Source organism: Pseudenhygromyxa sp. WMMC2535 (genome assembly GCF_011083025.2).
Genome location: NZ_JABJWV010000001.1, coordinates 579,967 through 589,499, shown reverse-complemented (window position 1 = coordinate 589,499; position 9,533 = coordinate 579,967). Strand labels below are relative to the sequence as shown.

At 69.8% G+C, this 9,533-nt stretch carries 6 protein-coding genes; 3 read left to right on the top strand and 3 right to left on the bottom strand.

The window, feature by feature from the left end; translation table 11 throughout:
* The first annotated feature begins 10 nt into the window (after positions 1 to 10).
* On the top strand, positions 11 to 688 hold the full coding sequence (locus G6O69_RS02190) for a TrkA family potassium uptake protein (protein ID WP_172301867.1): 678 nt from the start codon (positions 11 to 13) through the stop codon (positions 686 to 688).
* Between the two features lie 131 nt (positions 689 to 819).
* Positions 820 to 1,722, top strand: a complete 903-nt coding sequence (locus G6O69_RS02185) for a hypothetical protein (RefSeq protein WP_172301866.1) — start codon at positions 820 to 822, stop codon at positions 1,720 to 1,722.
* 4 nt (positions 1,723 to 1,726) lie between these two features.
* Here the strand turns inward: G6O69_RS02185 and G6O69_RS02180 are convergent, their stop codons facing one another.
* Entirely contained in the window at positions 1,727 to 2,938 is a 1,212-nt protein-coding gene (locus G6O69_RS02180) for a TIGR04552 family protein (RefSeq protein WP_172301865.1), read from the bottom strand.
* A 572-nt stretch (positions 2,939 to 3,510) separates the two neighbouring features.
* Between G6O69_RS02180 and G6O69_RS02175 the strand changes: the two genes are divergently transcribed.
* Entirely contained in the window at positions 3,511 to 5,253 is a 1,743-nt protein-coding gene (locus G6O69_RS02175; RefSeq protein ID WP_176396580.1) for a peptide-N-glycosidase F-related protein, read from the top strand.
* Here the strand turns inward: G6O69_RS02175 and G6O69_RS41840 are convergent.
* Positions 5,238 to 7,814 carry an amidohydrolase family protein gene (locus tag G6O69_RS41840; RefSeq protein WP_172301863.1) on the bottom strand — a complete coding sequence of 859 codons (2,577 nt, stop codon included), beginning with the start codon at positions 7,812 to 7,814 and terminating at the stop codon, positions 5,238 to 5,240. The two genes, G6O69_RS02175 and G6O69_RS41840, sit on opposite strands and share 16 nt — an antisense overlap.
* A 133-nt stretch (positions 7,815 to 7,947) precedes the next feature.
* The gene (locus tag G6O69_RS02165; protein WP_172301862.1) at positions 7,948 to 9,516 is read right to left on the bottom strand and encodes a choice-of-anchor L domain-containing protein; all 1,569 of its coding nucleotides are present in this window, start codon (positions 9,514 to 9,516) and stop codon (positions 7,948 to 7,950) included.
* Between the last annotated feature and the right edge of the window lie 17 nt (positions 9,517 to 9,533).

The window sequence follows — 9,533 nt, the reverse complement described above, 5'->3', positions numbered from 1 at the left end:
AGCTCCCCCCATGTACGTGCTCATCGCCGGCGGAGGCGCCCTCGGCCGAGAGGTCGCCGCCTCGCTCACCGCCCGTGGCCACGACGTCGTGGTGATCGACCGCCTCGAGTCGGTCTGCGCCACGCTCTACGCCGAGCTCGGCGTGGTCGCGGTCAAGGGCAACGCCACGGACCTCCACGTGCTCCGCGACGCGGGGGCGGGGCGGGCGGACATCCTGGTCACGGCCCTCAACGTCGACGCCGACAACATCGCCTGCGCGCTGCTCGGTCGCAGCCTCGGTATCGAGCGGGTGATCGGCCGGCTGCGCGACGCGTCCTACGAGGCGGCCTTCCGCGCGGCGGGGGTCAGCCACCTGATCCGCGCCACGCAGCTGCTGCGCAATCAGGTGGTGCTCCACGTCGAGCACCCGCAGGTCGAGGAGATCGTCTCGGTCGGGGACCCGCACACGCACATCGTGTCGGTGCGCGTCCCGGCGGGGGCGTGGTGCGTGGGCAAGTCGGTGGCCGAGCTGGCGGCGGACCGGCGCTTCCCGGAGGACTGCTTGCTCGTCGGCCTGCGCCGCCAGGGGGAGACGGGGATCCACATCCCGCGGGGGGGCAGCTGCCTGCGCGCTGGGGACGAGGTTCTGGCGATCGCGGCGGCGGATCGCGTGGACAAGGTGCTGGCGGTGCTCACCCGGCGGGGCTGAGGCGCTTGGCTTGTCCCTGCCCGCGCGGGGCGCCGAGCGGGGGGCGTCTGTCTGCGGAGCGCTGGCTTCGCTGCGCTCGCCGGGCAGTCGGAGCCAGCGAAGGATCCGGCGCTCGCGGCCATGCACGGGCCGTGGGTTCGCGTCGCGTCTTTGTCTGCTCTGGTCGCGTCCGCGACCTCTCGCTGGGCTCGCTGGGGCTGCTGGCCGCGCTGGGCCTGCCGATGAGCCTGGTGGCCTGCAACGAGTCGGCCTGCGAGGACGGGATCGGCGATGAGGCCGACGATGGGACCGACTCGGACTCACAGGGCGAGATCGCGCAACCCTGGCTGTTGGCCATCGACGAGGACGAGGCGGGCAGCGACGCGCTGATCCAGATCAGCGTGGTGCCCGGGAGCGAGGGCGAGGTCACGGTGCTCTGCCCCGACCTCGAGCTGTCCGCGGGCCTGCCCGCCGACACCAATTTCAGCGCGCTGGCGGTGGTCGGCGAGGCGCTCTACGCCTCGGCCTACCGCGAGACCTGGGGGGACACGCTGGTGCGCATCGACCCCTGCGCGTGCACGGCGACGGAGGTCGGGGGCTACGGCTACGAGCTGGTCAGCGGCCTGGCCTCGGACGATGGCGAGCGCCTGCTCGGGGTCGCGGCCGAGCAGGGCCGCTTCATCGCCGTGGATCCCCAGAGCGCGAGCTCCCAGGAGACCACGGCGCTCACGGAGGCCTGGGGCTCCAACGGGCTCAGCCGCGGGGACGGGGACGCGCCGCTGTTCGGGATCAACGCGCTGAGCGACCGCCTCTACGAGTTCCGCACCGACGGGACGATCCGCGCCTTCTTGCCCCTGGCCGAGGACTTCGTCAGCGTGGGCCTCGAGTATCACCGCGGCCGCGACGAGATCTTCGCGTGTGGGGTGGCCGGGCACGAGCGCGACCTGCTGACCGTGGACCGCGAGTTCGGCGGGGTCGAGGTCGTCGCCGAGGAGGTGTTCACCACGGCCTGCGACAACCTCACGGCGCCAGCGGGCGCGCTCGCCTGCGAGTGAGCGCTCAGTCGACCGCGGGATCGTCGATCTGCGGGACGCGGCCGAGGACGTCGTCGCGGACGCTCGGGGCGGGCTCGGTCGGCTCGGCGGGCTTGCCGTTCTTGGCCTTGCTCTCCGAGGGCGCCCGCAGCATCCGCTCGCGCACGCGGGCGTGCTGGCGGGTCTTGTAGGCGTCGTGGGAGGACTCGCCCTGCTCGTTGGTCTTGGCCGTCTCGAGGTCGAGGATCTGAAACTCGACGAGCACGAAGACCACGTTGCCGCGCTCGGGGTCGAGGCGGCTGGGGTCGACGAGGTCCTCGACGCGGACCGGGAGGTCGGCGATGAAGTTGATCACCCGGAAGTTGGCGCCCGAGAACTCGTTTTGGTCGGCGTTGCGGCCCTCGCTGCTGACGAGGGGGCTGGGGCCGATGCGGTCGAGGCGGGAGGTCTCGACCAGGGTGTTCACGGTCTGACCGGGGACCACGTAGTTGTAGGGGATCAGCTTGCGCAGCATGATCCGCAGGGTCGGGAGGATGTCCTCGCGGCGCTTGACGATCAGCCGAAAGCGCAGGCGGTCGAAGACCCGCGCGGCGCTGGTCTCGCGCTTGACCAGCATCTTGGTCAGCAGCGAGTCCCGGGTCTTGCGCGACCACTGGAACTCGACCACCGGCGCGCCCATGTTGCGCAGCTGGTCGAAGACCTGGAGCACGCTGTTCTCGACGCTGCTGAACAGGTCGCTGTCCGAGAGCGCCAGCCGGGTACGCAATTCGCGGGCGTCGAGGTGATACAGGATGTGCATCACCTTGAGCAGGGTGCAGGCGTTACGCTGCTGCTTGCGGGTGCCGAGCTTGCCCGAGGCCATCAGCGGCAGCTGCACGAAGGGCGCGGCGCTGGCCACGACCTCGTCGACGTGGAGCTTGAGGACCTCGCGCAGGTAGTCGGTGGCCGAGCCGCGCAGGAACTCGATGCGCTCGCGGTCGCGGTCGTCGTCCCAGTCGAGGCTGTTGAGCGCGAGCATGCGCCGCGAGTCCTCTTCGCTGTCGTAGTCGAGGCGGTGCCAGTCGACCACCGACTCGCCGCGCAGCAGCAGGCGCAGCTCGTTGGCGTCCTGGAGGCTGAACGAGCCGATGAAGTCGTCCGCCTGGGCCTCGTGCCGAAGGATCTCCGAGACCCGAAAGGCGCTGCCCAGGCGAGTGGTAGACGAGCTGTCGGGCGCGTTGTCTTGCGGCTCGGTCATGGGCTGCGCTTGGGTGCGATGGCGTCCGGTCCGTGGGGTCCGGCGGCGCCACGCATATCCGAGGTTAGCTCAGTGAGCCGCATCACCAAACCGGCCGGTGGTATGGGCCGGTGGGATGGAGGGGCTCAGCTAGCCTTGCGGGTATAGCGCAGGGTGCCGACGAGAAGACCGATGGAAACGAGGGCCGCGGTGATGTTGCCGATGTAGGCGAAGACCATTGGATTCTGCTCCGTTTGGGGGGTGGTAGTCGTGAGCTACCACAGCGACTTGAAGTGACCTACAAAGTGGCAGATGTAGGACATGCGCTTTGGGCGGTGCTTGTGGGGGGGAGGTTCTTCAAGCGGGCCAGAACCCGGACCAGACCGCGTTTGCAGGCACTTCGGCCTCCAGACGCGCGGCGGCATCTAACACATTCCCGGGGCTGCGAAAAGTCGCTCGCACTCGATTTTGTTCGTTTTTGAGCTGGTGGCACGGGACTGAGCGCACGGTGGCACCCAGACCGCGGAAATTGGCTCTTGGGCCGGTAAAAGGCCCTTGCACGACTACTCTCGAGCAGGCTTAGTAAGTTTGTAATGAAAGATAAGCCTGCCTTTGGGACCACAGTTTTTGTATTGGGAATTGCGCTGAGTGCATGTCAGTCGGGCGATGACGGCGGCGGCGCGGACGAGGTCGGCACGACCTCCGGGGGCGAGTCCGAGGGCGGCTCCGAGAGCGAGTCGGGCACGGGCGCGGACACGGAGACCGACACGGGGGAGACGGAGACGGACACCGGGGACACGGGCGAGAGCGGGGCCTGCTTCGACGGGCTCGAGCGCTACGCCTGGGACGCCTCGGCGAGCGAGGTCGGCTACGACCTGCCGGCGCCGGACTTCAGCGTCAAGACCTTGCGCGACGACGCGGTGAGCTTCTCCGAGCTGTGGACCGGCTGCGACAACCACGTGTTCGTGATCTACGCGGGCAACTGGTGGTCGACCTCGATCGACGAGCTCGTCGACGACAGCGCCGAGAACACCCACTACTGGTTCGTGGTCGCGGCCGACGACGCGGCGCTCGACGAGGACACGCGCACGGGGCTGATGCTGTCCTTGGCCCAGCGCATCGAGGGCTACCTCGAGGAGCTCGGCCCGGAGGTCCACGAGGCGATGACCGACCGCTTCCATTACGTGGTCGACTCGGGCCTCGACATCCCGGTGGTCGCGGGGATCCACGAGCAAAACGCCAACGAGGCCCACTTCACCGTGGACCGCCACCAGCTCGTCCGCGAGGGCCACAACGTGCGGGTCTACAGCGGCAGCTGGGTGCCGCTGCTCGGCCAGACCCGCTACTGGGCCAAGTACTTCAACGGCCAGTACCAGCTCGACGCGAGCCTGGCCGAGCAGGCCGAGTCACAAGACGTGCTCGTCCACCGCGTGGCCGATGGCGTGGAGATCAAGGGCGGCGAGCCCTACGAGTGGGTGCTGCCCGACGCGGCCGAGATCGCCGACTACGACAAGCTCGAGATCGACATGCACATCGACTGCCCCGGGGAGGGCCACCCCTACGGTTCGACCTGCGGCGAGTGGGACACGATCGCCTCGATCTTCTTGTGCGGCGACGACGAGTGCACGGGCGAGAACCGCCGCCGGGTGGTCAAGTGGATCACGCCCTACAGCGCCCCGGGGCGCTGGCTGATCGACATCACCCCGGAGCTGCTCCACCTCTACGGCGAGGGCAACGAGGGCGGGGCGCTGCAATTCGTCTCGGCCCACGGCGACAACGACGTCGGCCAGTACACCTACCGCTACACCGTGGACCTGCGCTTTGGCCACGCCGAGGACGGGCTGCGGCCGATCGCCAAGCAGACGCTGATCTCCCGGGGCGGCTACGGCTGGAACGAGAATTTCCACGCCAACTGGGACGACTTCGCGTTCGAGGCGCCCGAGGGCACCGAGAAGGTCGAGCTCTACGCGCGGATCTCGGGGCACGGCTCGGCCGACGGAACCAGCTGCGCCGAGTTTTGCACCTTCACCCACAGCTTCGCGGTCAACGACCAGCCCTTCGAGCATCAATACAAGATGGAGAGCGCCAACCGCTGCGCCGAGTGGGTCGAGCAGGGGGTGACGCCCAACCAGGGCGGGACTTGGTTTTACGACCGCTCGAGCTGGTGCCCGGGCTGGGTGACCGAGGAGTGGCGCGAGGACGTGACCGACGCGGTCCTCTTCGGTGAACAGAACACGGTCGACTACACGAGCTGGTACAGCACGGCGACGGACTCACCGCCGCCGGGCGGGACCATGAACATGCGCGTCGAGCTGGTGTTCTACGGCCAGGGCTGACAGTCGAGCTGACCGAAGTCCTCGGCGCCGCGCGGCTCGAGCTTGAAGTTCGAGAAGCCGTAGTCGAGGACGCCGGTGATCGAGGCGAAGCTCGAGCCCACGGCGCAGGTGTTGTCGAGGTCGGCGAAGAGCGCGTCGTTGATGCGCAGCCCGTCGACGGAGAACTCGTCGTAGTCGTCGGGGTTGTCGGGGTTGAGCACGTCGAGGACCACGTCCTCGACGACGAGCAGCATCGACTCGTGGGCCTCGGCCAGGGCGCCGCCGGTCTGGATGTCGGCGGCGGACATCAGCTTGGCCGAGAAGGGCAGCTCGCCGGGGGTCGCGGTCTGGGTGGTGATCGTGACCGTGGGGTTGGTGATCTCGGTCAGGTCGTAATACTCGGTGACCACGCCCTCGACGGAGACGACGTCGCCGACGTCGAGGTCGTCGGGGTTGCCCGAGCCGGTGTAGATCATGATCCCGGTCCAGGCCTCGCCGGTGCCGGTCTCGGCGAAGAAGCCGGCGTCGTCGCTGCGCAGGCCGGTGACCGTGAGCCCCGCGAGCAGCACGGTCTCGCCCTCGGGCACGTGGTCGGGGTGATCGGGGTTTTGCACGGCCTCGACGCTGACCGAGCAGCCGAGCAGGCCGGGGTTGGCGTCGGCGCAGGCGTCACAGGCGTCGCCGTGGCCGTCGGCGTCGGCGTCGGCCTGGTCGGCGTTCTGGTCGTAGGGGCAGTTGTCGACGCCGTTGGCCACGCCGTCGCCGTCGAGGTCGTTGGCCGAGGGCGCGGCGCACTCGGTCCCGACGTCGAAGGGGCAGGGGTCGCAGACGTCGCCGATGTCGTCGGCGTCGGTGTCGGGCTGCTCGTCGTAGTAGGGGGCCGCCGGCGTGGTGAACACGGGGTTGAAGACCGTGGGGCAGTTGTCGACGTCGTTGGCCACGCCGTCGCCGTCGTCGTCCTCGCCGGGGATGATGCCGTCGGGGAACTCGACGGGGCGCCAGGGCACGCAGCTCGGCTCGTCCTCGGGCACGTCGCAGTAGAACAGCGGGTAGGTGACCTCGGAGACGACGTCGGCCAGGGTCGTGGTCGTGTCCTCGGCGACGCAGGCGAGCTTGGCCTCACCGCAGACGTCGAGGGACTCGCAGGCGCTGGCCCCGAGGGCCGCCGAGGCGAGCAGCTCGGCGTCGCCGTAGAGCGGGGTGCCGCCGCGCAGGACCAGGGAGACCGTGGACTCGTGGCCGCGGATCACCGCGCCGTGGTCGATCTCCTCGCCCTTGGCGAAGATCGCCAGGTCGGCGACGTAGCCGGGCTTGATCATGCCGACCCCACGCTGGCCGCCGATCGCGAACGCGGCGTTGGTCGTGACCATCTCCCACAGCTGCTTGTCGCTGAAGTGCCCGGCGAAGTAGTCGTCGTTGAGGCCCTGGGCGCAGGCGAGCTCGCGCAGGAGGTTCATGGAGCCCGAGGGGATCCAGTCGGTGCCCAGGGCGATCTGCACGCCGAGGGCGTCCATCAGCGTGACCGGGGCGGTCTGGCCGTAGAGCACCACGTTCGAGCGCGGGGACCAGATCACCTTGGCCTGGGTCTCGGCCATGGCCTGGACGTCCTCGGCGGTCACGCCGACGGCGTGGACGAGGGCGGTCTGGCGCTCGAGCAGGTCGGGGTTCGTGGACGCGCACTCGAACTCGTTTTGCGCGTAGCTGTCGATGCCCTCGGACAGGTGCGGGAGGTAGGCCTCCTGCTGGGCGACCCAGGCGGCGGTGGTCGTGTCGCCGTAGTTGCAGCCCGAGGCGATCTGGGTGCCGTTGGAGTCGTCGAGGGGGAAGGTGTCGGAGTCGGCCGGGGTCAGCGACAGGCCCTCGAGGTCGCCGGAGGAGTCGACGTTGCGCAGCAGCCCCCAGCGCCCGCCGGCGCTGGCCGTGGACGTGGCCCCGCCCATGACGAAGCGCAGCTCGGCGCCGGTGACCTCCTCGGCCGAGGCCGAGCCGTTGTAGGGCAGGGTCGAGTGGCCGTTGAGGCCCTTGCGCCAGTCGTGGCGGTGCTCGTAGCGGTCGACGCCCTCGCCGATCGGCCAGTTGTTGGCGTAGGTGATGTGGTCGTGGGTGTTGATCAGCCCGGGGCTGATGACCGCGTCGGCGCAGGTGATGGTCGCGTCGACGGGCTCGTCGCTGCAGTCGCAGCCGGCGCAGGTGACCAGCCCGTCCTCGATTCGCACCGAGCCGCCGCGGTAGACGGTCTCGGGGGTGAGCACGTCGCCGCGCAGCAGCGTGCTCGTGCCGGCGCTGCCCTCGGCCACGCAGGTGCCCGAGGCCGCGGGCTGGAGCTCGCCGCACTCGACGATCGCGGCTTCTTCTTCGCCGCCGGTGGTCCCGGTGTCCTCGCTGTCGGTCTCGTCCTCGCCCGTGGTGTCCGTGGACTCGCCGGACTCACCGGACTCGTCGGTGCCCACGTCGTCGGTCCCGCTGGTCGTTCCGACCTCGTCGTCGGCGCTCGTGCCGTCGTCGCTGCAGGCGGCGGTCAGTGGGAGAACCAGGGGGAGGACCAGGGGCAAGGGCAGGGACAGGCGCGCGCGCGTGGACATGGCAGATCTCTAGTGAAGGTGACGCTGCGAAGCGATCGAGGCTAGGCAAACGAGATGAAACGAAACGAACGAAGCTGTGCGGGCTGGCGCGTGCGGCAGAGCACGGCGGCGCGCGCGGGGCCACCCGGGGTGGTCAGGGGGTCGTCACACCCGGCGAGGCGGCGTCGACCTGCCAGGTCCAGTTGTCGAGCAGGACCAGGGCGTCGAAGAGGTGGCCGCCCGCGTCCCAGACGGCGAAGCGGATGTCCATGACCTCGCCCGGCTCGACGTTGCCGGCCATCTCCAACCAGCCGGTGCCGCCGCCCACGGGGAAGCTGCTGCCGTTGCAGGAGGTGCTGGAGTCGATGGCGTCGAAGCCGGTGCCCGCGAGCAGGTTCGCGCCGTCGATGCAGTCGTACCACTGCTCGGCGAGGTCGCCCTGGCAGCCGACGTAGCCGCTCTCGCACGAGCGAAACAGCCCCGGCGCGGCCTTGAGGATGTTCAGGCCCACGGGCCACTGATCCCCGTTGTCGTCGTAGATCGCGATGTTCTTGTCGCTGGGGTTGTCGACGGCCTGGCTGTCGAGCAGCGCGACGAAGAAGTCGTTGTACTGGCTGCACACCCACTCGGGGTACTCGGCCGTGAAGAAGAACATGCGCGTGGTGAACGAGCGCGCGTTGGTCGGCACGCGCACGCGCAGGCTGAGCATCACCGAGTCGTTGGCGTCGGTGTCGGAGGTGGGGTTGACGCCGTCGCAGCTGGCCGGGAACTCGCCGCCGTTCGCGGCGATCCAGTCCTCCGGCGCGGGCACGGAGGTGCCCAGGTTCTCGCCGCTCTCGAACTTCTCGTAGCTGGGGTTTTGCTGCCCGGGGGCCGCGGCGTTGCCCGAGGACAGGACGACCATGCGATCGCCGCCGCTGGGCACGATGTTGTCGCCGAAGGCCGGGCGGATCGCGTGCTGGACCGAGAGCGGCGCGCTGCTGCCGTCGGCCAGGGTCAGCTCGGCCGAGATCACGCCCCAGCGCCGCTCGGCCAGCGGGGCGTTCTCGGTCGTGGTCTCGCAAAGGTCGAGGGCGGCGGCGTAGTCGAGGCCGTCGCCGGAGTTGCTGCTCAGGCCGGCGTCGCAGGCCGTGGTGGGCTCGTCGATCTCGCCGTCGCAGTCGTCGTCGACCCCGTTGCCCGCGACCTCGAAGGCGCCGGGGTTGACGAGGTGGGCGTCGACGCAGCCGAGCAGCTCGTCGTCGCAGCAGTCGCCGGAGCACGCGCCCCAGCCGTCGCCGTCGGCGTCGGCGTCGGCCAGCGAGCCGTCGCAGTCCTCGTCGATGTCGTTGCCACAGATCTCGGCGCTGGGCTCGACGGCGCCCACGCAGGCGCCCCACGTCCCGTCTTGGGCGCAGGTCCAGGTCCCGGCCGTGCAGATGCCCACGCCCTCGGTCCCCGCGGGGCCCTCGTAGCAGTCGTCGACGTCGCCGGGCTCGCACTCCGGGAAGCACAGGCCCACGGCCTCGTCGCAGACGGGGCCGGCGGGGTTGTCGGCACAGTCCGCGTCGTTTTCACACACGCCCCCGGTGTCGTCGTCGTCGCCGAGGTCGGCGCTGTCCCCCACGGTCAGGGCGTCGCCGTTGGAGTCCTCGGTGGTCTCGTAGCGCGGGCCACAAGCGGCGAGGGTCAGAGCGAAGGTGAGCGTGGGCCCGGTGAGCGTGACGAGTGTGCGAGCAGACATCTCGAGTCCTTGATGCT

Bases quoted from the DNA above. Each gene is read 5' to 3' on its own strand.
- G6O69_RS02190 (WP_172301867.1), top strand. From the start codon at position 11: ATGTACGTGCTCATCGCCGGCGGAGGCGCCCTCGGCCGAGAGGTCGCC.
- G6O69_RS02180 (WP_172301865.1), bottom strand. From the start codon at position 2,938: ATGACCGAGCCGCAAGACAACGCGCCCGACAGCTCGTCTACCACTCGC.
- G6O69_RS02175 (WP_176396580.1), top strand. From the start codon at position 3,511: ATGAAAGATAAGCCTGCCTTTGGGACCACAGTTTTTGTATTGGGAATT.
- G6O69_RS41840 (WP_172301863.1), bottom strand. From the start codon at position 7,814: ATGTCCACGCGCGCGCGCCTGTCCCTGCCCTTGCCCCTGGTCCTCCCC.
- G6O69_RS02165 (WP_172301862.1), bottom strand. From the start codon at position 9,516: ATGTCTGCTCGCACACTCGTCACGCTCACCGGGCCCACGCTCACCTTC.